Raw genomic sequence first — 22,942 nt, forward strand, 5'->3', positions numbered from 1 at the left:
CCGTGTCGAGACGTAGCCCGCCTCGGCGAGCGTCGACAGCGCCTCGCGCACCGTCGCCCGGCTGACGCCGAGCATGGAGGCGAGGTCGCGCTCGGCGGGCAGCCGTTCGCCGGGGCCGATCAGCCCGAGGTGCACGGTCTGCAGCAGCCGCTGCACCGTCTGCTCGTACGGGTTGGCGGATCGCACGGTGCGCGTGAGGAACGCGACGCTCTCGTCAGACGGCATTGAAGTCCTTCCTCCTCTGCGATTGAATACTCGCATCCTGATGCGAGTGCGCGGACGCTTCGACAAGCTCAGCGACCGCACGCGGCCCGCGGGTCAGAGCGGCGTGACGTACGCGCTCGAGAGGCCACCGTCGACGAGGAACGTCGACGCGGTGATGAAGGAAGCGTCGTCGCTCGCGAGGAACGCGACCGCTGCCGCCAGCTCCTCCGGCCGGGCAAAGCGGCCGACCGGCACGTGCACGAGCCGCCGCGCTGCGCGCTCCGGATCCTTCGCGAAGAGCTCCTGCAGCAGGGGCGTGTTCACCGGCCCCGGGCAGAGGGCGTTGACGCGGATGCCCTGGCGGGCGAACTGCACGCCGAGCTCGCGAGTCATGGCGAGTACGCCGCCCTTCGAGGCAGTGTACGAGATCTGCGAGGTGGCCGAGCCCATTACCGCGACGAACGAGGCCGTGTTGATGATGGATCCGCTGCCCTGCTTCGTCATGTGGCGCAGTGCCGCGCGCGAGCACAGGTAGACGCTCTTCAAATTGACATCTTGCACCTTCTGCCAGGCCGGCAGCTCGGTCGTCTCGATGGAGTCGTCGTCGTCGGGGGAGATGCCGGCGTTGTTGAACGCGATGTCGACCGAGCCGAATTCGCGAGCCGCCGTGTCGAAGAGGTGATTCACCTGGTCTTCGTCGGTGACGTTCACCTGCACGAACAGGCCGCCGACCTCGGCTGCCGCGGCTTCGCCGGCTTCGGGGTTCATATCGCCGATCACGATTCTCGCGCCCTCGGCGCGCATGCGCTTCGCGGTAGCGAGGCCGATGCCGCTGGCGCCGCCGGTGATGACGGCGACCTTGCCGGCGAGGCGCTGGGTCAGATCGATGGGGGTGATGTCTGTCATTGTCTGCATTCCTTACTCGTGAGAAAAAAAGACGTTCTTGGTCTCGGTGAAGTGCTCGGCTGCGTCGGGGCCCAGCTCGCGGCCGAGGCCCGACTGCTTGAAGCCGCCAAAGGGGGTCGAGTAGCGCACTGAGGAGTGCGAGTTCACCGAGAGGTTGCCGCCCTCGACTGCACGGGCGACGCGGATGCCGCGGCCGAGGTCGCGGGTCCAGATCGAGCCGCTCAGGCCGTACTCGGTGTCGTTCGCGAGCCGGATCGCGTCGGCCTCGTCGTCGAACGGCAGCACGGCGACGACCGGCCCGAAGATCTCCTCGGTGGCGAGCCGCGAGCCGCGCTCGGGTGTCACGACGGTCGGTGCGAACCAGGCTCCGGGGCCGTCGGGGCAGCTGCCCCGGAACGCCACGGGTGTCGATTCGTCGAAAAACGATGCGACGCTCTCACGGTGGGCGAGGGTGACGAGCGGGCCGACCTCGGTGTCTTCGCGCGTCGGATCGCCCACCCTCACGTTCTTGACGGCCTGCTCGAAGCTCTCCATGAAGCGGTCGTACGCACTGCGTTGCACGAGCAGGCGGCTGCGCGCGCAGCAGTCCTGCCCGGCGTTGTCGAAGACCGAGTAGGGTGCCGTGGCCGCGGCCTTTTCGATGTCGGCATCGGCGAAGACAACGTTGGCGCTCTTGCCGCCGAGCTCGAGGGTGACACGCTTCACCTGTTCGGCGCAGCCAGCCATGATCCGCTTGCCGACCACTGTCGAGCCGGTGAACACGACCTTGCGCACCAGGGGGTTCGTCACGAAGCGCTCGCCGACCACCGAACCGCGGCCGGGTAGTACCTGGAAGAGGCCTTCCGGCAGGCCGGCCTCGAGTGCGAGTTCGCCGAGGCGGATGCTGGTGAGCGGCGTCCACTCGGCCGGCTTCAGCACGACCGCGTTGCCCGCGGCCAGCGCGGGGGCGAAGCCCCACGAGGCGATGGTCATGGGGAAGTTCCACGGTGTGATCACGCCGACGACGCCGAGCGGTTCGTGGAAGGTCACGTCCATGCCGCCGGCGACCGGGATCTGCTGCCCGATCAGTCGCTCGGGTGAGGCCGAGTAGTACTCGAGCACGTCGCGTACGTGCCCCGCCTCCCAGCGCGACTGCGTGATCGGATGCCCGGAGTTCGCGGTCTCGAGTGCGGCCAGGCGCTCGACGTCGCCGTCGACGGCCGCCGCGAAGCGGCGCAGCGCACGGGCGCGGTCGGCGGGGGCGAAGGTCGCCCATTCGCCCTGGGCCTTCGCAGCCACGGCGATCGCCGCGTCGGTCGCGCCCGCATCGAGGTGCGCGACCTCTTCGACGACGCTCTCGTCGGCCGGGTTGACGACGGTGTAGTTCATGCTTCTTCCTTCTTCCGATCTCTGGCGGCCTTGGCAGCCTCGACCAGGCCGGCGAACAGCCGCCGATCCTGCGCATGCTCCTCCGGGTGCCACTGCACCGCCACACCGAACGGCACGTTGCCGTAGTGAGCAGGATCGAGCTCGAGCGATTCGATGACGCCGTCGGCTGTGCGGCTGGTCACGGTGAGGCCGTCGGCGACCTCGCCGATGGCCTGGTGATGGTAGAGATGGGCCGTGGCGCGGCGCTCGTCGCCCAGCACCTCGGCGATCCGGCTGCCCTCGTCGACCTCGACCTCGATCGGGTTGAAGACGCCGCCGCCGAGCTGGTAGCGCTCGTCGCCGACGACGTCGGGCAGATGCTGGATCAGCGTGCCGCCGAGGGCGACGTTCAGCAGCTGCGCGCCCCGGCAGATGCCGAGGAACGGCAGCTCGGCGTCGATCGCCGCGCGCAGCAGCGCGTCTTCGAAGGCGTCGCGATCCTCTCGCGGGGTGGCCGTCTTCTCGTGCGCCGTCTCGCCGTAGCGGCGCGGATCGATATCGGCCCCGCCCGAGAGGATCAGGCCGTCGAGTGATGCGGCGATGCGGCGCGCGACGATGTCGTCGGCCGGTTGGGGCGGCAGTACGATCACGATGCCGCCGGCGTCGGTCACCGCGTCGAGGTACACCTTCGGCAGGAAGGACGCACGCACGTCCCACACTCCCGTCTGCGCCTGCTCGAGGTAGCTGGTGATGCCGATGAGGGGCGCGCCGCTGTTCTCAGAGCCGTTCAAAGCCGCGCACCCGCTCCCAGTCGGTGACCACCGCGTCGAAGGCCCGCACCTCGGTACGGGCTGCGTGCACATAGTGCTCGACGACCTCGTCGCCGAAGACCTCGTGCGCCAGAGCCGATCCCTCGAAGAGATCGGCCGCGTCGCGCAGCGTGGTGGGCACCCGCTCGACGTCGCTCTCGTAGGCGTTGCCGTTGAGCGGTTCGCCGAGCTCGAGCTCGTGCTCGATGCCGTGCAGGCCCGACGCCAGCATGCCCGCGACGGCGAGGTACTGGTTCACGTCGCCGCCGGGTACCCGGTTCTCGACGCGCATGCCGTGGCCGCGGCCGACCACGCGCAGTGCGCAACTGCGGTTGTCGTGCCCCCAGGCCACGGCCGTCGGTGCGAAGCTGCCGTCGACGAAGCGCTTGTACGAGTTGATGTTCGGTGCGTAGAGCAGCGTGAACTCGCGCATCGCGGCGAGCTGCCCGGCGAGGTAGTGGCGGAACACCTTCGACATTCCGTCAGGGGCGGAGGAGTCGGCGAACACCGGGTCGCCGGCGCTGTTGCGCAGGCTCGAGTGCACATGGCAGCTGTTGCCCTCGCGCTCGTTGAATTTCGCCATGAAGGTGAGGCTCTTGCCATGCGCCTCGGCGATCTCCTTCGACCCGCTCTTATAGATCGAGTGATTGTCACAAGTCGGAATCGCATGCGCATAGCGGAACGCAATCTCTTGCTGGCCGAGATTGCACTCACCCTTGACGCCTTCGCAGTACATGCCGGCGCCGTCCATGCTGTTGCGAATGTCGCGCAGTAGCGGTTCCAGTCGCGTCGATCCCTGCAGGGCGTAGTCGGTGTTGTAGTCGCTGGCCGGGGTGAGGTTGCGGTAGCCGCTGCGCCACGCGCTGCGGTAGTCATCGTCGAAGACGATGAACTCGAGCTCGGTGCCAACGTAGGGGATGAGATCGTGCTCGGCGAGGCGGTCGACCTGGTGCTGCAAAATCGCCCGGGGCGACACGGGGATCGGCGTGTGATCGGCGGCGGTCGTGAGGTCGGCGATGACGAGCGCGGTGCCGGGCAGCCAGGGCGTGCGGCGCAGGGTGCCGAGATCCGGGATCATCGCCATGTCTCCGTAGCCGCGCTCCCAGCTGGTGAGGGCGTAGCCGGGCACCGTGTTGAGCTCGACGTCGACGGCGAGCAGGTAGTTGCAGCATTCCGCGCCGTGTTCCATGACGTCTTCGACGAAGAGTCTCGCCGAGACTCGCTTGCCGGCAAGGCGCCCCTGCATGTCGGTGAAGGCGACGATCACCGTGTCGATCTCGCCCGCGGCTACGGCACTGCGCAGGTCTTCCGGTGTCAGGTTTCCGCTGCTTGGCTTCATGATCCTCCTCGGCGTTGAGGCCTCGATGTGCACTGTGACTAATGGTCTGGTTGTAGACCTTATCGGAAGATCTGTCGAAGATGAAGCCGCAGGGGGTTTCTGAATTGATTTTGCAGAAACTTCAAATGAGAGACTCAAAAAGGTCTGTTTCAAAACCATTACGCGGTCTCGATGTGCACTCTGGGAGCTCTCTGGACGAGAGCGCAGAGGTGTGTTGACAGGAGTTCTGCACCTCAGTATGCTTCGACTTACTGCAAAATTCAGTGAAGAATGAGGTGTATTCAGTGAAGCACGTTGAAATCGCCGGTGCAGGCCTTGCAGGCTTGACCGCCGCATCCGCGTTTGCCAAGGCAGGGTGGAGCGTACGAGTTCACGAAAAGGGCTCGGAGCTTCGGGAGATCGGCGCCGGCATCTTCCTCTGGGAGAACGGGTTGCGCGCGCTCGAGGAGATCGGCGCCTACGACAAGGTCGTCGAGACCGGCGAGTGGGTCGAAGAGCCGTTCCTGCGGGATCACCGCGGCCAGACCCTCCAGGAGGAATGGATGCGGAATGAGCGGCTGGTCACCGTCGCCCGGAGGCACCTGCACCGTGCGCTGGTCGAGAATGCTCAAGATCTCGGAGTGGAGATTCTCACCGACTCGCCCATCATTCGGGCGCTGCCCAACGGCACGTTGATCGGTGCGGACGGCACCTACTACAAGGCTGATCTTGCGATCGGCGCCGACGGCGTGTTCTCGAAGGTGCGCGATTCGCTCGGGCTGCGCGTGTCTCTGCGTGATCTGCGCGACGGCGGTGGCAGGCACATGATCGCCCGCACGGTCGACGACCCCGTGAATTCGACCATCGAGCAGTGGAACGGCGGCCGTCGCATCGGCATCGTTCCCTGCGCGCCCGATCAGACCTACATCTTCCTCTGCTGCCCGGCAGACGATGAGGCCGGCCGCAATCAGACCCCGTTCAGGCCGGACAGCTGGCTCGAATCGTTCCCCGAGTTCCGCTCGCAGCTCGAGCGCATCTCGCCCGAGACGGAGGGGCGTTGGGCACCGTTCTACGACGTCACCGTGAAGTCATGGCGCTCAGGCCGCACCGTGGTGATCGGGGACGCCGCGCACGGCATGTCGCCGAACCTCGGGCAGGCCGCCTGCGTCGCGATGACGAATGCCGTGCAGCTCGCGATCTCCGCGACTCGCACGCGAAACCTCGATTTCGCGCTGCGCAGTTGGGAGGGGAAGATGCGGCCGATCAGCGATCGCATGCAGAAGTACTCGCGGGTCTACGGTCGCGTCGGTACGCACTGGCCGTCGCCGTTGCTCGACGTGCGTTCGTCGCTCGTGAAGCGCTTCACCAAGTCTCGGCGCGTGCAGGGCGCGATCAACTTCGCCGCCGAGAACTACCCGGGTGGTCATCTCGCGTAGCGTCAGGCCCGATTAGACAATGAAGTCACCATCACCTTTCAGAGAAGAGAGAGCCAGTATGAAGAACATCATCAAGGCACTGGGGCTTACCGCCGCAGTGCTGCTGACCGTGAGCGCCTGCTCGGGCGGGTCCGAGCAGGTCACCGAAGACGTCGACCCGAAGGCGGACGGTGCGGCCTGGACCATTCCGGCGCTGTTCACCGATTGCACGGCGTCGGATGTCGACCCGGCCGGCTGCGTCGGCCCCGCCGAGGAGCTCGACTACACGAGCCTCTCCCGCGATGAGGTGACGAAGGCGTGGGCCCTGTGCGCCGCACTGCCGCATCTCAAGGATTCGATCTGGATCGCCAGCAACTACGGGCTGGTCTCGCAGGCCGAACGACTCGATGTGAACCTGTCGGTTGTCGAGGCAGGCGGCTACGAGAATCTGGCCGAACAGGTCTCGCAGATCGAGGACTGCGTGAGCTCCGGTGCCGACGCCATTCTCGTCGGCGCAGTGAGCTACGACTCGATCAACCCGGCGCTCGAGCAGGCCCGGGCGCAGGGGGTCAAGGTGATCGACTACGGCAACGGTGTCTCGACCCCCGATGTCGACGGCCGCGTTGTGGTCGACTACCGCGACATGGGGACCATGATCGGGCAGCATCTCGCCGGGCTCGGCGAAGATCTCACGGTCGCTGTGTTCCCCGGCCCTGCTGGCGTCGGCTGGTCGGAGCGTTCGCTGTCGGGCTTCGAGGATGCCGTTGCGGGTAGCGGTGTCGAGGTCGCTGATGTGAAGTACGGCGACACCGGACGCGAGGTGCAGTTGAAGCTGGTCGAGGATGCGCTTGCAGCGAACCCCGATCTCGATGCGCTGGTCGGCAATGCGCCGATGCTCGAGGCCGCCGCATCGGTGCTCGCCGAGCAGGGCAAGTCCGACCAGGTGCGCCTCTACGGCACCTACACCACCCCCGAGACCATGGCACTGATCGAGGCCGGCCGCGCCGGCTGCGGCTCGGTCGAGCCGACGGTGCTCAGCGGTCAGTTCGGCGTCGACATGGCCGTTCGCGTGCTCGAGGGCAAGAATTCCCCGCAGGCCGATGCGCGAATCTCGCCGGTTCCGCTCGTGCTCTGCGGCCCGGCAGAGGGAGATTCGAACAATCTCGATGGATTCGACAAGCAGACGACCTTCGCGCCTGACGGTTGGCAGCCCGAATCGGTCGTGAAGTCGACGAGGTCGTGACCATGAGCCGCTCCGAGTTCGTCCTTCGAGGGAATATCAGCACCCAAGCCTCATACGGGATGGTGCAAGCTGTTCATGTGCGCGATGGCAGGATCGTCGAGCTAGGGAACCAGCGGCTGGCAGACGAACTGATCGGGGGCGGGATCGAAGCGATCTCCGTCCCCGATCGGGGCGTCGCGCTTCCGGCGCTCATCGACGCCCACGTGCACCTGAGCCACTACGCCGTCGGCTCCGACCGCGGGGTGGATTGCCGGGTGCCGATCTGCACGGGCATCTCAGATGTGATCGATCGGCTGCGCGAGCGGGCATCGATCACGCCTCCCGGGGAGTGGGTCATCGGCTACGGCAACCTCTTCCTCGATCAGAAGCTGGCTGAGCGCAGATACCCGACCCGCCAAGAGCTCGATCGCGCCTCGAGCGAGCATCCCATCGTGCTTCACGGCGGCGGTCATGTCTCGCTGCTCAATACGAAAGCGCTCGAGCTCATCGATGTGAAGCGGTTCATGGGCCCCGGCCAGGGGCTCTGGGGTGCCCCGATCGTCGAACTCGACGAGCACGGCGAGCCGACTGGCTACGTCGCCGAGATCGATGCGCATCTCTCGATTCCCGAGCCGTCGGTCGCGCAGATCGCCGAAAGCGTCACGGGGCGATTCCGCTCCGAGATGCTCAGTCGCGGTGTCGTGACCGTCGGCGAGATGCTCGAGAAGGAAGACCAGTTGCAGGCGCTCGAGCGCGTCGCCGCCGACGACGGCTATGGCGGTCGCATCGCCATGTACGTGATGAGCCCCAGTTTCCGCTCGCTCGAGCAGAGCTTCGAGTGGATCGGAGGCTATGCGGGCCGGGACGATCTCCTCTGGGCGCAGGGTGTCAAGCTCTTCGCCGACGGCGGCTATTCCGCGCGAAACGCTGCGAGCTTGCAGGAGTACGCGCCCGAGCAGGTCGGCCGCACGCATTACCGCGGCATCCTGAACAAGAGTCGGGCTGAACTCATGCGCGCCTTCGAGCTCTCCGATGAGCACGGCGTGCAACTCGCGATTCATACGAACGGAACCCGAGCTCAGGCAGAGGTGCTGCAGGCGCTGATCGCGTTCGGCAAGAAGCTCGACGTGCGCATCGAGCACCTCGGCAACGTGCTCGAGGATCCGAGCTTCCTCGACCAGTGGAAGCGTGCTGGCGTCACCCCGGTGATGCAGCCGGGATTCCTCGGCAACTTCATCGGCGACTACGTGCCGATGCTGTTTCCTGGCCACGGCATGCAGGGCAGAATGCCGATGCGCACGATTCTCGACGCGGCGATCTCGCCTGTCATCTGCTCGGACATCGGCCTGGGCGCCGACGTCGGCTCGACGAACCCGTGGCACACGATCGCCGCGGCGGTGAACCGGAAGAGCTTCTGGGGTCTGCACGTCGAACCGCACGAGGCGATCAGCGTCGAGGAGGCCGTGCTCGCGCACACCGCGACGGCAGCGGCATCGATCGGTCGAGGCCATGACCTCGGCACGCTCGAGCCCGGCAAGATCGCCGATATCGCAGTGCTCGAGACCGACCCGTTCAGCGTAGACACGGCGAAGCTGCCTGAGGTGCGGGCCGAGCGCGTGTTTCGCGGCGGTGAAGTGGTGTTCGAGCAGGGGCGGTCATGACCCTGCTCGAGGTGCGGAACCTCTCGAAGCAGTTCGGGTCGATCACCGCGCTCGCCGATGTCTCGCTTTCGGTGGAGGCGGGCCAGGTGCACGCCGTCATGGGGGAGAACGGCGCGGGCAAGTCGACGCTGATCAAGGCGCTCAGCGGCATTCAGCCCGCGTCGAGCGGTAGCGTCAGCATGCGCGGCGAGGTGATCGCCATCGAGAGCCTCGCCGATGCCGCTGCTCACGGCATTCGAACGGTCTTCCAAGAGCTCCACATCGTGCCGCAGCTCAGTGTCGCGGAGAACATCCTGCTCGGTGCGCTGCCGAGGCGCCGGGGGTTGATCGACCGCTCCGAGCGCGATCGGGTGGCGGTCGAGGTGCTCGCCCAACTCGGTGTCGATCTCGACCCCGGCCGGCCGGCGGGTAAGCTCTCCCGATCCGAGCAGCAGATCATCGAGATCTGCCGGGCGTTGCTCGGCCGGGTCGATCTGCTGATCCTCGACGAGCCGACGGCGTCGCTGGGCGAGCCAGAGACGCGGCAACTGCTCGATATCGTGAGGCGGCTCACCGAACGCGGGGTCGGTGTGATCTATGTGAGTCACCGGATGAACGAGGTGCTCGAGATCGCAGACAAGATCACGGTGCTCCGCGACGGCAATTACATCGCCACGCACGATGCTCCCGTGTCTGCCGACCGCCTGGTGCACGACATGATCGGCCGCGCGCCGGGCGAACTGTACCTGCATGAGCCGGTCGAGCCAGGAGAGGTGCTGCTCGATGTGAAGCACCTGTCGAACTCGAGCGTGCACGACGCGACGTTCAACGTTCGAGCCGGTGAGATCGTCGGCGTCACGGGGCTGATCGGTTCGGGGAAGTCAGAGATCGCGCGCGCGATCTACGGGCTCGACCCGGTCGAATCCGGAGAGGTGCGAATCGGCGGAGCGAACTGCCTCGGTTGGTCGCCCGCCCGGATGTTGAAACAGGGGCTCATGTACTACCCCTCTGATCGCAAGCGCGAGGGGCTGGCGCTGAACCGGCCGCTCCGCGAGTCGATCACGCTCGGCGCACTGAAACGGGGCGGGTTTCTCGCCGGTGGCCTGATCCGCGCCAAGCAGGAGGCCGCCGAGACCGAGCAGCTCGCTGAGCGACTCTCGCTGCGACCGAGCACCACTGCGGCCCCGGCAGGCAACTACTCCGGTGGCAACCAGCAGAAGGCACTCATCGCCCGCGGTATGATCCACCGTGCCGACGTGCACGTCTTCGACGAGCCGACCGTCGGCATCGACGTCGGCGCCAAGGCAGACGTCTACGCGCAGATCGATGCGTATGCGCGGGCCGGCGCCGGGGTGCTCCTCGTCTCATCGGATCTCACTGAGGTCATCGGTGTGAGCGACCGCGTGTACGTCGTGGCCGAGGGGCGCATTCAAGCCGAGCTGATCGGCGACGACATCAACGAGGCGGCCATCGCCTCCCACTTTTTCACCGAATCCTGATGACACGGAGATCTGACATGTCGCTGACGACACGCCCGTTGACCATTCCACGGAGCACGCGCCGGTTCCTGGCCGCACTGACGACCTACCTGCTGCCGATCCTCTTCGTCGGGCTCGTGGTCACCTTCGCCATCCTCGAACCGAGATTTCTCGACCCGACCAACCTCACCAACGTCTCGCGGCAGTCGGTGTTCCTGCTGCTCATCGCGCTCGGTCAGATGATCGTGCTGATCAACGCTCAGCTCGATCTCTCGGTGGGTGCGACGGTCGCGTTCACGAGTGTGATCGTGGCCACCTTCACTTCCTCGGTGGGTGAGGGCGGTTGGTCCATCGTGATCGGCGTGCTCGTCGCGCTCGCCGCGGGCCTCGTGATCGGCCTCGTGAACGGAGCGATCGTTTCGTTCTGGAAGGTACCGTCGTTCATGGCCACCTTGGGCACGACGTCGATCCTGACCGGTTCGGCGCTGCTGATCACCAAGGGGGCACCCGTGACCGGCGTGCCTTTCTCGTTCCGAGATGTGTTCGGCACCGGCAATGTGTTCGGCATCCCCACCCCCGTCATCGTCGGCATCGGGGTGCTGCTGCTCGTCATGTTGTTCATGAATCGTGTGCCGACGGGCCGGAACATGTATGCGATCGGCGGCAATGCCGAGGCGGCCCGGGTCGCGGGCATCAACGTGCGTCGCACGGTGATCGTCGCATTCGTGCTCTGCTCGGTGTTCGCGGCGCTTGCGGGGATGCTCCTCACCGCTCGCCTGGGTTCGGGCGAGGCGTCGCTCGGCGGCAGCTACGTGATGCTCTCCATCGCGGCCGCGGTGCTCGGTGGTACTTCGCTTTTCGGCGGCGAAGGCGTCGCCTGGCGCGTGCTGCTCGGCGTGCTCTTCATGGGGGTCCTCGGCAATGGCATGAACCTGTTGCACATATCGAGTTACGTGCAAGAGATCGTGATAGGTTGTGTGCTGGTGATGGCCGTCGGCTTGGAGCGGCTTCGCGAGAAATTGTGAGGTTTCCGACCCGATGTTCGTACGTCGGCTGATGCGGAAGCGACTCCGGGAAGAGATATGAAGGTAGACGGCAGCCGGATCCGCGAATTGCGGCAGAAATCCGGGCGCACTCTGCAAGTGCTCTCCGAAGACGCAGCGATCTCTCCGAGCTTCCTGTCGCAGGTCGAGCGGGGGCTCTCGGAGCCGTCGCTCGACTCGGCGTTCCGCATCGCCGGCTCATTGAACGTGCCGGTGAAGGCGATCGCGCTCGATGAAGACGAGCGCGATCGGGATCAGCCGGTGAGCTACGGCGGCATGTATCGGGATCGCTTTGTGACCCCGGACACCGCGGAGACGTTGCAGGTGCTCGAATCGGTGCTCGAACCGGGCCCGCAGGTGCGCATGCACGCCTATGCGCACCCTGAGAACGAGGAGTTCATCTTCGTGATCGACGGCGTGCTCGAGATCACGGTCGGGGAGCAGGTGCATCGGATCCGCGCGGGCGACTCGCTGCTCATCGACCCGAGAATCCGCCACTCCTACGCGAACCCGGGCAGCACGCCCGTGCGATGGCTGTGGGTGTCGGCGAAGTCGCCTCGCGTGGGCTAGACTGACGCACAACACAACTGAACAAGCCCCCTCACCCTTGCGGGAGAGACCGCGCGCCGCATCGCGGCGGCAGCCGGCGCCGTAGGAGCAAACCCTCCCCGGGAAACTCTCAGGCACACGTACCGCAACGGCCGCACCCACCCGGGTGCAGGGCGACTCTGGAAAGCAGCGGGCTCGCCCGCTCACCGAAGGTGCAAGGGCATACGCCGCCCGAATCTCTCAGGTCACGTACAGAGCGGGGAGGATCCTCTCAATCGGTCGTTCGCGACCACGACACCGGAGATCCTCCTTTGACCGCAACGGCATCGTCGTCACTCCCGGCGCACTCCTCGGCGCCCGTCTCTGCGCAGACCCCGCCCTTCGCCTCACGGCACATCGGCATCGCATCCCCCGCGGATCAGCGCGAGATGCTCGACGCCCTCGGCTACGCGTCCCTCGACGAGCTCGTCGACACGGCGGTTCCCGCCGGGATCCGCAGCTCCGCGGGGCTGGACCTTCCGCCGGCGCGCAGCGAGGAGCAGATCCTCGCCGATCTGCGCGAGCTCGCCGGCCGCAACGTGCTCAAGACCCAGCTGATCGGGCAGGGATTCTCGGGCACGCACACTCCGCCGGTGATCCTCCGCAACGTGCTCGAGAGCCCGGCCTGGTACACGGCGTACACCCCGTACCAGCCCGAGATCTCCCAGGGGCGGCTGGAAGCGCTGCTCAACTTCCAGACGATGGTCGCCGACCTCACCGGCCTGCCGGTCGCGAACGCCTCGATGCTCGACGAGAGCTCGGCCGCGGCGGAGGCCGTGCTCCTGATGCGCCGTGCGAACCGGGCGGGCGCCGACGCGAGGACGGTGATCGACGCCAACCTGTTCCCGCAGACGATCGCCGTGATCCGGGGCCGCGCCGACGCGCTCGGCTTCGAGGTCGAGGTGGCCGACCTCTCGACCGGTCTGCCCGAGGGAGCGATCTCGGGCATCGTGCTGCAGCAGCCCGGCGACGACGGCGCGGTGCAGGATCACTCCACGGTGATCGCCGAGGCGAAGGATCGCGGGGCCATGGTCACCGTGATCGCCGACCTGCTCTCGCTCACGCTGATCGTGCCCCCCGGCGAGCAGGGCGCCGACATCGCCGTCGGCAACACGCAGCGCTTCGGCGTCCCGCTCTTCTACGGCGGGCCGCACGCCGCCTACCTCGCCGTGCGCGAGGGACTCGAGCGCTCGCTGCCCGGCCGACTGGTCGGCGTCTCCAAGGATCAGCAGGGCCGCCCCGCCTACCGGCTGGCGCTGCAGACCCGAGAGCAGCACATCCGGCGGGAGAAGGCGACGAGCAACATCTGCACCGCGCAGGCGCTCCTCGCGATCACGGCTTCGATGTACGCCGTCTACCACGGGCCGGAGGGCCTGCGCGGGATCGCCGAACGCACGCACGCGCACGCGCGCGCGCTGGCCGGCGCACTCGAGAAGGCGGGGGTCGAGCTCGTGCGACACGCCTACTTCGATACGATCCGGGTTCGCGTGCCCGGCCGCGCGGCCGCGGTCGTCGCCGCCGCTGCCACAGCCGGCTTCAATCTGCGCCACGTCGACCCCGATACCGTGAGCGTCTCGTTCGACGAGACGACGACCGACGAGATCGTCACCGCGGTCGCGGCGGTGTTCGGGGGAACCATCGATTCCACCGCTTCGTCATCCTGCGCGCAGTCGCAGAATCCGATCACCGGCGGCGTAGATTCTGCGACTGACGCGCAGAATGACGGGGTCGCCGGATCCTACGCCTTCGATCCCGCCCTGGTGCGCACCAGCGCCTACCTCACGCATCCGATCTTCCACTCGGTGCGCTCCGAGACGCAGATGCTGCGGTACCTGCGACGCCTCGCCGACCGCGATCTCGCGCTGGATCGCACCATGATCCCGCTCGGCTCCTGCACGATGAAGCTGAATTCGACAGCCGAGATGGCAGCCATCTCCTGGCCGGAGTTCGCAGGCATCCACCCCTACGCACCCGCAGACCAGACCGCGGGCTGGCGCGAGCTGATCCGCCGGCTCGAGGACTGGCTCATCGAGATCACCGGCTACGACGGCATCTCGCTGCAGCCGAACGCCGGATCGCAGGGGGAGTACGCCGGTCTGCTCGCGATCCGCCGATACCATCTCGCGAACGGGCACGCCGAGCGCGACATCTGCCTCATCCCCGCCTCGGCGCACGGCACCAACGCCGCCTCCGCGGTGCTCGCGGGCCTGCGGGTGGTCGTCGTGAAGAACACGCCCGACGGGCACATCGACATGGCCGACCTCGAGGCGAAGATCGCCGAGCACGCGGGCGACCTCGCGGCAATCATGATCACCTATCCGTCGACCTACGGCGTCTACGACGTCGACGTGCGGGAGGTGTGCGACAAGGTGCACGCCGCGGGCGGCCAGGTGTATATCGACGGCGCCAACATGAACGCGCTCGTGGGGCTCGCGAAGCCCGGCGAGTTCGGCGGAGACGTCTCGCACCTGAACCTGCACAAGACCTTCGCGATCCCGCACGGCGGCGGCGGTCCGGGCGTCGGCCCGGTCGCCGTCGCCGAGCACCTGGTGCCCTACCTGCCGGGCGATCCGGTGGCCGGCGGGGCTTCGGGGACGTCGATCAGCGCGTCCGAGGGCGGCGTTCCCGTCGTCGCGACGCTCTTCGGATCGGCCGGCGTGCTGCCGATCTCGTACGCCTACGTCGCCATGATGGGCGCCGACGGCCTCACCCGGGCGACCGAGTCGGCGCTGCTCAGCGCGAACTACGTCGCAGCCCGGCTGAGGGATCACTTCCCCGTGCTCTTCACGGGCAACCGCGGGCTCGTCGCCCACGAGTGCATCCTCGACCTCCGCGAGCTCACCGCGGCATCCGGCGTGACGGCCGAGGACGTGGCGAAGCGCCTCATCGACTTCGGCTTCCACGCGCCGACCCTCGCATTCCCGGTCGCCGGCACGCTCATGGTCGAGCCGACCGAATCGGAGGATCTCGCGGAGATCGAGCGCTTCATCGAGGCGATGATCGCGATCCGGGCAGAGATCGACGACATCGTGGCGGGGATCCACGCCCTCGAGGACTCGCCGCTGCGGAACGCGCCGCATCCGGCAGCCGTCGTGGTCTCCGACGACTGGGATCGGCCGTACACGCGCGAGCAGGGCGCGTTCCCCGTCGAGCGGCTGCGCGTCGACAAGTACTTCCCGCCCGTCTCGCGGATCGACGGCGCCTTCGGCGACCGCAACCTGGTCTGCGCCTGCCCGCCGCCCGAAGCGTTCGAAGGATAGACCATGACGAAGCACACCGCACTGCACGCCCGGCATCGGGAGCTCGGCGCATCCTTCACCGACTTCGGCGGCTGGGACATGCCGCTCAAATACGGCAGCGAGCTCGCCGAGCATCGGGCCGTGCGCGAGGCGGCGGGCCTCTTCGACCTCTCGCACATGGGCGAGGTCTGGGTGTCCGGGCCCGACGCGGCCGCCTTCCTCAACACCGCGCTCGTCGGCAACCTCGCGGTCGTCCGGGTCGGCAAGGCGAAGTACTCCCTCATCTGCGACGAGCGCGGCGGCATCATCGACGACCTCATCGTGTACCGGATCGCTGGTGGCGAGGAGACGGATGAGGCTCCGGGAGCAGAGTCCCGCTACCTCGTCGTCCCGAACGCCGGCAATGCACCGGTCGTCGCCGCAGCGCTCGCCGAGCGCGCCGTCGGCTTCGACGTCGAGATCGTCGACGCCTCGGCCGAGACCAGTCTGATCGCGGTCCAGGGACCCGCGGCCGAGGGGATCCTGCACGGGCTCGTCGCCGACGGCGCGCACGGCGATGCGTCGCGGACCGCCGTCACCGAGCTGCCCTACTACGCCTGGGCGGCGATCACGGTCCCGGGTGCGGGTGCGGGCGGCCAGGCGGAGGACGCCATCGACATCCTCCTGGCACGGACCGGGTACACGGGAGAGGACGGCTTCGAGCTGTTCCTGCCGAACGACCGAGCCGCCGAAGTCTGGGATCGCCTGCTCGAGATCGGCGGGCCGGCCGGGCTGATCCCGTGCGGACTCGCCGCCCGCGACTCGCTGCGCTTGGAGGCGGGCATGCCGCTCTACGGCAACGAGCTGAGCCTCGACACCGATCCGTTCCAGGCCGGCCTGGGGCCGGTCGTCTCCCTCAAGAAGTCCGAGCAGTTCATCGGCCGTGCCGCGCTCGAGGCGGTCAAGGAGGCCGGGCCCTCACGGGTGCTCGTCGGGCTGAAGGGACTCGCCCGTCGGGCCGGCCGGGGCGGGTACCCGGTCCACGCGCAGGCGGCAGATGGATCCGGTCGTGAGATCGGGCGGATCACGAGCGGCCAGCCGAGCCCGACGCTCGGATACCCGGTCGCGCTCGCCTACGTCGAGCCGGCCTTCTCGGAGATCGGCACCCGGGTCTCGGTCGACCTGCGGGGGAAGCCGGAGCCCTTCGAAGTAGTCGCTCTCCCGTTCTACCGGCGAACGACGTGAGCGCAGCGCGCACCCGCCTCGCCGAGACCGATTGAAACCGGTCGCGCGATGGACGAGGATCGCAGCAGAGGCTCCGACGATCCGAAGCATCCCGGCAACCCCGAACCGACCGCATTGCGCCGCAACGCGACACCAGCACCAGAAGGAGACATCATGAGCACAGTACGAGCGGGACTCCGCTACTCGGCCGAGCACGAGTGGATCGCCGACGGCAGTCCGACCGTTGTCGGCGTGAGCGAGGTCGCAGCCGACGCGCTCGGCGAAGTCGTCTACATCGAGCTGCCCGAAGTCGGCGCGCGCGTCACCGCGGGCGAGGTCTGCGGTGAGATCGAGTCGACCAAGTCCGTGTCCGAACTGTTCTCGCCGGTGACCGGCGAGGTGGTCGAGGTGAACGAGGCGCTCGCCGACGACCCGGCTCTCGTCAACAGCGACCCGTACGGGGCGGCCTGGCTGTTCCGCGTGGCGGTCGAGGCCGAGGGGCCGCTGCTCTCCGCCGAGGAGTACGCGGCGGCCAACGACGCCACGGTGGAATAGGCGCAGCGGAATAGGCGCCGTGGAGTAGGCTCCGACGCGCGGCGACCGTCGCCTCGATACGGTCGCGCGACACCGCCGCTTCCGGAGCGCAGGTGCTCAGTAATCCGGGGTCGAGCGGCTGCATACCCACGACTACTGAGCACCTGCGCGGCGCGCGAGCGCGAGCGCGAACACGAACACGATCAGTCGGCAAGGGGGCCATTCATGGCGGTCAGCGTCTTCGACCTCTTCAGCGTGGGCATCGGCCCGTCGAGTTCTCACACGGTCGGACCGATGCGGGCCGGGCACGCCTTCGCGGCCGGGCTGCACCGCCGCGGGCTGCTGGAGCGCTGCGTCGCGCTGCGCGTCGATCTCTTCGGCTCGCTCGCCGCGACGGGCAAGGGGCACGGCACGTTCACCGCGGTGCTGCTGGGCCTCGAGGGCTTCGATCCCGAGACCGTGCTGCCGGTGGAGGTGGATGCGGCGCTCGCGCGGATCGAGGCGAGCGGAGACCTCCGCGTCGGGGAGCAGCTCGGCGTCGACGCTGCGGTGATCCGCTTCGGCGTCGACGACATCACCCTGCGTCCCCTCACCGTGCTGCCCCGCCACACCAACGGCATGCGCTTCGCGGCGCTCGACGACGCCGGAGCGGTGCTCGACGAACAGACCTACTATTCGGTCGGCGGCGGCTTCATCGTCCGCGATGGAGCGGAGGAGTCGATCCTCGATCGGCTGGAGCACCGCCTGGCGGTGCAGCCCTACCCGTTCCGCACGGCCGCCGAGCTGCTGGCCCGCTGCCGGGAGAGCGGCGCGAGCATCGCGGAGGTGATGCTCGCCAACGAGCTGGCCACGCGCGACGAGACGGAGGTGCGGGCGGGGCTGCAGCGCATCTGGGAGGTGATGGAGGCCTGCAAGGACTCGGCGCTCGGACGCACCGGCGTGCTGCCGGGCGGCTTGAACGTGCGGCGACGCGCGCCCGAGTGGCACCGGCGGTTGCGCGAGCAGGATCCCGATCGAGACCCGGTCTTCTGGCAGGAGTGGGTGAACCTCGTCGCGCTCGCCGTCAACGAGGAGAACGCCTCGGGCGGCCGGGTGGTCACCGCACCGACGAACGGCGCTGCCGGCATCATTCCGGCCGTGCTCTTCTACGCGACGCACTACCTGCCGCGAACCGCCGATCGGGACGCGGAGCAGAAGAATCGGGTCGTCGCCGACTTCCTGCTCGCTGCCGGCGCGATCGGTGTGCTGGTCAAGGAGCAGGCCTCGATCTCGGGTGCCGAGGTCGGGTGCCAGGGGGAGGTGGGATCGGCCTCCTCCATGGCCGCGGCCGGCCTCGCCCAGGTGCTCGGCGGAACGCCGGCCCAGGTGGAGAACGCCGCCGAGATCGCGATGGAGCACAACCTCGGCCTCACCTGCGACCCGATCGGCGGGCTGGTGCAGATCCCCTGCATCGAGCGCAATGCCATCGCGGCGGCGAAAGCGATCAATGCGGCGAAGATGGCGCTGATGGGAGACGGCTCGCACCACGTCAGCCTCGACGACGTGATCGTGACGATGCGGGAGACCGGCCGCGACATGAGCGAGAAGTACAAGGAGACGGCCATGGGCGGCCTCGCCGTGAACGTCACCGTGTGCTGAACCGAGCCCTTCTGCAGCGCCGTTCCCGCAGCGCTCTCCCAGTCGGCGCCTCGCCGGCTCACAGCCGCACCGGAAGGCGCGCGGGTAACCTGAACCGGTGACTGACGTGCTGCTGTACCTGCTCGGCATCCTGATCATCGTGCTCGGGCTGGCCTTGTCGATCGGGCTGCACGAGATCGGGCACCTTCTGCCCGCCAAGCTCTTCGGCGTGAAGGTCACCCAGTACATGATCGGCTTCGGCCGGACGCTGTGGTCCAAGCGCAAGGGGGAGACGGAGTACGGGGTCAAGCTGATCCCGCTCGGCGGCTACGTCGCCATGACCGGGATGTATCCGCCCGCGAAGCCGGGCGAGACGCCGCGAGCCTCGACGACCGGGTTCCTGAACACCGTGATGCAGGAGGGTGCGGCGGTGCCGCACGCGCAGGGGGGCCCGGATGCGACGGAGAACCGGGGGACGGGAACCGCGCTCGTGGTCGAGGCCGCGACCGAGCCCGGGCCTGAGGCCGCGACCGGGCCCGATACCGAATCGCCGCGCGGCCTCGCCGGGATGGTCCACGAGGCGAGGCAGGCGAGCGCAGAGACGATCGGGGCGGGGGAGGACGCCCGCACCTTCTACCGCCTCGCGGTCTGGAAGAAGATCGTCATCATGCTCGGCGGCCCGTTCATGAACCTCGTGCTCGCCGTCGTGTTCTTCGGCATCGTCCTCGTGGGCTTCGGGATCCCCCAGTACTCGACGACCCTCTCGCAGGTCAGCGAATGCCTGATCCCCGCCTCGAGCGACGCGACCGCGTGCACCGACGATGCGACGCCGGCGCCCGGCGCCGCGGCCGGCCTTCTCCCGGGCGATCGGATCACGGCGATCGACGGCACGAGGATCACCGACTGGGAGCAGATCCGTGACATCGTCAGCGCAGCCCCCGGCGAGCAGCTCGCCGTGACGATCGAACGGCACGGCTCGGACGGAGCGGTCTCCGTGCAGACCCTCGCCATCACGCCGGCCGAGAATCAGCGTGCGGTGACCGACGAGAACGGCGTCATCGTGCGGGGCGACGACGGGGAGCCCGAGATCGAGACCGTCGGCATGATCGGAGTCTCGCCGGGCAGCGAGGTCGTCCAGCAGCCGGTCACCGCAGTACCGGCGTTCGTCGGTGAGAACGTGCAGCAGGTGGCGGGCGTGATCATCGGTCTGCCGCAGCGCATGGTCGACGTGTGGAACGCCGCGTTCGGGGCCGAGGAGCGCGACCCGAACGGACCCATGAGCGTGGTCGGCGTCGGGCGGATGGCCGGCGAGATCGTCAGCATGGATCAGGCCCCCGTTGCGGCGAAGGCGCAGACCATGTTCGGGCTGCTGGGCTCCCTCAACGTGGCGCTCTTCGTGTTCAACCTCGTGCCGCTCATGCCGCTCGACGGCGGGCACATCGCCGGCGCGATCTACGAGGGGGCGAAGCGCGGCTGGGCCAGGATCCGGCGCAAGCCCGACCCCGGCCCCATCGACACGGCGAAGATGGTGCCCGTCACCTTCGTCGTCGTGATCGTGCTGGGTGCCATGAGTCTGCTGCTCATGTACGCGGACATCGTGAAGCCGATCGACCTGTTCGGCTGACCGCGGGCGCCGGCGTCAGTAGGTCGGCGCGGGATCGAGCCCGAAGAACTCCTCGAGCGTCTCGACGCCCTGCTCGTGCATCAGGCCGGCGACCTCCTTGCCGACGTAGCGCAGGTGGTAGGGCTCGTAGATGTAGCCGGTCGTCTCCTGCTGACCCTCCGGGTAGCGCACGATGAAGCCGTAGCGGTTCGCGTTCTCGCGGATCCACGCGCCCGCGGCCGTCGCGCCGAAGCAGAACTCGAACGCGCAGCCCGAGCCGTCGTCGACATCGGCGACGAGCCCGGTCTGATGCTCGGAATGGCCGGGTCGGGCCGAGTAGGTCTCAGCGGCTTCCACCCCGTCGCGATTCACATAGGACTGGAACAGATCGACCTGCATGTCGTACGGACGGTAGGCGCTGGCGATCACGAATGGCGCTCCGTCGGCGCTCGCCGCCGCATGCATCTTCTCGATGGCACGGGCGGCCGGCTTCCGCATCGGCTGACCGTTGTTGTTCGGGACGTCGGGCATCACCAGGTCGTCGGGCGCCCAGCCCTCGGGGGTCAGCGGGCGCTGCTTGTTCACCACGACGGTGATCGAATCGGGGCTGTCGATGTCCCACTGCGGCTCGGGATCAGGCTCCGGTTCCGGTTCAGGTGCAGGATCCGGGGCCGGCGAGGGGTCGGTCTCGGGCGTCGGCGGTGCCTCGCTCGCGGCGGTGGAACCCGTGTTCGCGCTCTGCTGCGCGGCGATGAACGCCCAGAGGCCGGCGCCGCTCAGCAGCACGAGCGCCGCGGCGAGCACGGTGGCGAGGACGACCCGGCGTCTGCGGGGCCGGGTGCGGTCGGGCTGCGGACCTTCGGGCGTGTTGCTCATCCCCTCCATCTTTGCAGTTCCCGGTCGCCCGGTCAGGTCGCCGCGTCGGCACCGCATCGCCGTCTCCGTGTCGGTCGCCTTCGCCAGGAATGCATCGATCTGCAATTTCGCACCTGCGAAACCCGCGTCACGCGGTGCGAAATTGCAGATCGATGCGATTCTGCAGCACCGCGAGCCCTCAGGGGCCGGCGGTAGACTCGTCGCGTGGCAGCAATCAACCTCGGAATGCCGAAGATCCCCGAAGTTCTGGCCCCGCGACGCGTTTCGCGCCAGATCAAGGTCGGCTCGGTGCTCGTCGGCGGCAACGCCCCGGTGAGTGTGCAGTCGATGACCACGACACCGACGACCGACATCAACGCGACCCTGCAGCAGATCGCCGAGCTCACGGCGTCCGGTTGCGACATCGTGCGCGTCGCCTGCCCGAGCCGCGACGACGCCGAGGCGCTGCCGATCATCGCGATGAAGAGCCAGATCCCGGTGATCGCCGACATCCACTTCCAGCCGAACTACGTCTACGCGGCGATCGACGCCGGTTGCGCCGCCGTGCGCGTGAACCCGGGCAACATCCGCAAGTTCGACGACCAGGTCGGCGAGATCGCGAGACGCGCCAAGGCCGCGGGCGTCTCGCTCCGCATCGGCGTGAACGCCGGGTCGCTCGATCCGCGCCTGCTGCAGAAGTACGGCAAGGCCACCCCGGAGGCGCTCGTGGAGAGCGCGGTATGGGAAGCGTCGCTCTTCGAGGAGCACGACTTCCACGACTTCAAGATCTCGGTGAAGCACAACGACCCGATCGTGATGGTCAAAGCGTACCGCCAACTGGCCGAGCGCGGCGACTGGCCGCTGCACCTGGGAGTCACCGAGGCCGGCCCCGCCTTCCAGGGCACGATCAAGAGCGCGACCGCCTTCGGGATCCTGCTCTCCGAGGGCATCGGCGACACGATCCGCGTCTCGCTCTCGGCGCCCCCCGTCGAAGAGGTCAAGGTGGGCCTGCAGATCCTGCAATCCCTGAACCTGCGCGAGCGCAAGCTCGAGATCGTCTCCTGCCCCTCGTGCGGGCGCGCCCAGGTGGATGTCTACACGCTCGCCGACGAGGTGACCAAGGGACTGGAGGGCATGACCGTCCCGCTGCGCGTGGCCGTGATGGGCTGCGTGGTGAACGGACCCGGCGAGGCGCGCGAGGCCGATCTCGGCGTTGCGAGCGGCAACGGCAAGGGGCAGATCTTCGTGAAGGGCGAGGTCATCAAGACCGTGCCCGAGAGCGAGATCGTCGAGACGCTGATCGCCGAGGCGAACCGGATCGCTGCCGAGATGCCCGCCGGCGAGATCGGGGCGCCCGAGGTCGTCACCGCGTAGGGAGCGGGTGCCGCGGCTCCGCGGTCGCGCCCGGTTCCGCCGTCGCCCCTGGCCCCGCTGTCAGACCGGGGCGAGCTCGATCGCTCCGGTCGCCACATCCGCGTGCACCATCCGAGTGCGTATGACGGTGCCGGCCAAGCGTCCCTCGCGCGCATCGTCGGTGTCGTCGGTGCCGTCCATGCCGCCGGCGTCGTCGTGGTCCGTATCGACCCCGCCCGTGACCGGGCACAGCGCGGTCACGGGCGGATCCGCGATCTGGACTCGTGCCTGCCCGCCGCGGACCTCCAGCACCACCGCGTCGAAGATCTCTCCCGCGCGATCGCGCAGCAGCGCGGCCTCGACCCGATCGAGAGCCGCCGCGCCCAGCTGGCCGGCACGTGCCGAGGAGGATCGCATGAGGGCGGGCACCTCGGCGAGGCTCTCCCGCGCCCAGCCCGGAACTTCCGCGTCGCGGCAGAGCGCCTCGCACACGACGAGACCCCAGCGGTCGACCAGGCGGCGCAGCGGCGCGGTGACGTGCGCATACGGTGCGGCGATCGCGGCCTGC

At 68.1% G+C, this 22,942-nt stretch carries 18 protein-coding genes, 1 pseudogene and 2 riboswitches; of the genes and pseudogenes, 12 read left to right on the forward strand and 7 right to left on the reverse strand.

All coding sequences use genetic code 11. The features are described from left to right. The 5 genes from ACFPZL_RS02575 to ACFPZL_RS02595 form a co-directional block, all read right to left on the reverse strand. Positions 1-225: FadR/GntR family transcriptional regulator (locus ACFPZL_RS02575; RefSeq protein ID WP_382334655.1), on the reverse strand; the 225-nt coding region annotated here is incomplete at its 3' end. Between the two features lie 93 nt (positions 226-318). Next, positions 319-1,110 carry a 3-oxoacyl-ACP reductase gene (locus tag ACFPZL_RS02580; protein WP_218115039.1) on the reverse strand — a complete coding sequence of 264 codons (792 nt, stop codon included), beginning with the start codon at positions 1,108-1,110 and terminating at the stop codon, positions 319-321. Between the two features lie 12 nt (positions 1,111-1,122). Beyond that, the gene (locus tag ACFPZL_RS02585) at positions 1,123-2,478 is read right to left on the reverse strand and encodes an aldehyde dehydrogenase family protein (RefSeq protein ID WP_218115040.1); all 1,356 of its coding nucleotides are present in this window, start codon (positions 2,476-2,478) and stop codon (positions 1,123-1,125) included. Continuing rightward, on the reverse strand, positions 2,475-3,248 hold the full coding sequence (locus ACFPZL_RS02590; protein ID WP_236022023.1) for a gamma-glutamyl-gamma-aminobutyrate hydrolase family protein: 774 nt from the start codon (positions 3,246-3,248) through the stop codon (positions 2,475-2,477). Before ACFPZL_RS02590 ends, ACFPZL_RS02585 begins: the two co-directional genes overlap by 4 nt. After that, complete coding sequence (locus tag ACFPZL_RS02595; RefSeq protein ID WP_218115042.1) at positions 3,235-4,605, reverse strand: glutamine synthetase family protein; 1,371 nt, start codon at positions 4,603-4,605, stop codon at positions 3,235-3,237. Before ACFPZL_RS02595 ends, ACFPZL_RS02590 begins: the two co-directional genes overlap by 14 nt. A 284-nt stretch (positions 4,606-4,889) precedes the next feature. Between ACFPZL_RS02595 and ACFPZL_RS02600 the strand changes: the two genes are divergently transcribed. From ACFPZL_RS02600 to ACFPZL_RS02650, 11 genes are all read left to right on the forward strand, one after another. Further along, entirely contained in the window at positions 4,890-6,020 is a 1,131-nt protein-coding gene (locus ACFPZL_RS02600; RefSeq protein WP_218115043.1) for an FAD-dependent monooxygenase, read from the forward strand. Between the two features lie 58 nt (positions 6,021-6,078). Further along, on the forward strand, positions 6,079-7,242 hold the full coding sequence (gene torT / locus ACFPZL_RS02605) for a TMAO reductase system periplasmic protein TorT (RefSeq protein WP_218115044.1): 1,164 nt from the start codon (positions 6,079-6,081) through the stop codon (positions 7,240-7,242). A 59-nt stretch (positions 7,243-7,301) separates the two neighbouring features. Next, positions 7,302-8,882, forward strand: coding sequence for an amidohydrolase (locus tag ACFPZL_RS02610; RefSeq protein ID WP_236022024.1), 1,581 nt, complete (start codon positions 7,302-7,304; stop codon positions 8,880-8,882). Beyond that, entirely contained in the window at positions 8,879-10,360 is a 1,482-nt protein-coding gene (locus ACFPZL_RS02615) for a sugar ABC transporter ATP-binding protein (RefSeq protein WP_218115046.1), read from the forward strand. Before ACFPZL_RS02610 ends, ACFPZL_RS02615 begins: the two co-directional genes overlap by 4 nt. Positions 10,361-10,377: 17 nt before the next feature. Further along, positions 10,378-11,364: an ABC transporter permease gene (locus ACFPZL_RS02620; RefSeq protein WP_236022025.1), complete on the forward strand. Its 987-nt coding sequence runs from the start codon at positions 10,378-10,380 to the stop codon at positions 11,362-11,364. A gap of 57 nt (positions 11,365-11,421) precedes the next feature. Next, a complete protein-coding gene (locus ACFPZL_RS02625; protein WP_218115048.1) occupies positions 11,422-11,952 on the forward strand; it encodes a helix-turn-helix domain-containing protein in 531 nt (176 codons plus the stop codon). A 30-nt stretch (positions 11,953-11,982) separates the two neighbouring features. Continuing rightward, positions 11,983-12,087: riboswitch (glycine riboswitch) on the forward strand. A gap of 13 nt (positions 12,088-12,100) precedes the next feature. Continuing rightward, positions 12,101-12,196, forward strand: a riboswitch (glycine riboswitch). A gap of 46 nt (positions 12,197-12,242) precedes the next feature. Then, on the forward strand, positions 12,243-15,230 hold the full coding sequence (gcvP, locus tag ACFPZL_RS02630) for an aminomethyl-transferring glycine dehydrogenase (protein ID WP_218115049.1): 2,988 nt from the start codon (positions 12,243-12,245) through the stop codon (positions 15,228-15,230). Between the two features lie 3 nt (positions 15,231-15,233). After that, entirely contained in the window at positions 15,234-16,433 is a 1,200-nt protein-coding gene (gcvT, locus tag ACFPZL_RS02635; RefSeq protein ID WP_218115050.1) for a glycine cleavage system aminomethyltransferase GcvT, read from the forward strand. A gap of 153 nt (positions 16,434-16,586) precedes the next feature. Continuing rightward, positions 16,587-16,967: a glycine cleavage system protein GcvH gene (gene gcvH, locus ACFPZL_RS02640; RefSeq protein ID WP_218115051.1), complete on the forward strand. Its 381-nt coding sequence runs from the start codon at positions 16,587-16,589 to the stop codon at positions 16,965-16,967. 204 nt (positions 16,968-17,171) lie between these two features. Next, positions 17,172-18,584, forward strand: coding sequence for an L-serine ammonia-lyase (locus ACFPZL_RS02645; RefSeq protein ID WP_218115052.1), 1,413 nt, complete (start codon positions 17,172-17,174; stop codon positions 18,582-18,584). Between the two features lie 97 nt (positions 18,585-18,681). Beyond that, positions 18,682-20,187 carry a M50 family metallopeptidase gene (locus tag ACFPZL_RS02650; protein WP_218115053.1) on the forward strand — a complete coding sequence of 502 codons (1,506 nt, stop codon included), beginning with the start codon at positions 18,682-18,684 and terminating at the stop codon, positions 20,185-20,187. Between the two features lie 15 nt (positions 20,188-20,202). Here the strand turns inward: ACFPZL_RS02650 and ACFPZL_RS02655 are convergent, their stop codons facing one another. Then, on the reverse strand, positions 20,203-21,042 hold the full coding sequence (locus ACFPZL_RS02655) for a M15 family metallopeptidase (RefSeq protein WP_218115054.1): 840 nt from the start codon (positions 21,040-21,042) through the stop codon (positions 20,203-20,205). Between the two features lie 204 nt (positions 21,043-21,246). Between ACFPZL_RS02655 and ispG the strand changes: the two genes are divergently transcribed. Further along, on the forward strand, positions 21,247-22,395 hold the full coding sequence (gene ispG, locus ACFPZL_RS02660; RefSeq protein ID WP_218115055.1) for a flavodoxin-dependent (E)-4-hydroxy-3-methylbut-2-enyl-diphosphate synthase: 1,149 nt from the start codon (positions 21,247-21,249) through the stop codon (positions 22,393-22,395). A gap of 60 nt (positions 22,396-22,455) precedes the next feature. Here the strand turns inward: ispG and ACFPZL_RS02665 are convergent. After that, positions 22,456-22,942 (reverse strand): annotated as a pseudogene (locus tag ACFPZL_RS02665) (hypothetical protein); the annotation flags it as partial.

This window comes from Leucobacter soli (genome assembly GCF_042659205.1).
Lineage (GTDB): Bacteria > Actinomycetota > Actinomycetes > Actinomycetales > Microbacteriaceae > Leucobacter > Leucobacter soli.